Source organism: Cupriavidus sp. 8B (assembly GCF_054589115.1).
Window position 1 is genome coordinate 1 of sequence record NZ_BAAILO010000231.1, and the last position, 386, is coordinate 386.

Annotated in this window: 1 protein-coding gene; it reads left to right on the forward strand. The window is 61.4% G+C overall.

The window, feature by feature from the left end; genetic code table 11:
* Positions 1-81 precede the first annotated feature (81 nt).
* The coding region (locus tag ACYP5B_RS22190) for a helix-turn-helix domain-containing protein (protein ID WP_459571114.1) at positions 82-386 on the forward strand (305 nt) is incomplete at its 3' end.

Genomic DNA, 386 nt, shown 5'->3' on the forward strand with positions numbered 1-386 from the left:
TATTGAGACTTGTATAAATCATGACAACCGATTCGAGTCTGACGCGTTATCTGATCAAGGCGTTGATCGGGAGTCGATTGCATGGCTGGGAAGATGGACGAAGCGACCAGAAAGCGGGTTCGCGCTGGACGGATGCTGTTAGCGAACAAGCCGGTCGCGGAGGTTGCGGCTGCGGTGGGCGTGGCACGGCAGACGGTGTACACGTGGAAGGCGCGACTGGACGAAGGCGGCATCGACGCGCTGCGCACCATGGCCCGTGGACGGCCGTCGTTGCTCGACGACGCCCAGCGCGAGCAGTTGTGTCGTGCCTTGCTGCAGCGCCCCACCGAGCATGGCTTTGGCACCGAACTGTGGACGCTCAAACGGGTGCGTCTACTCATCGAGCA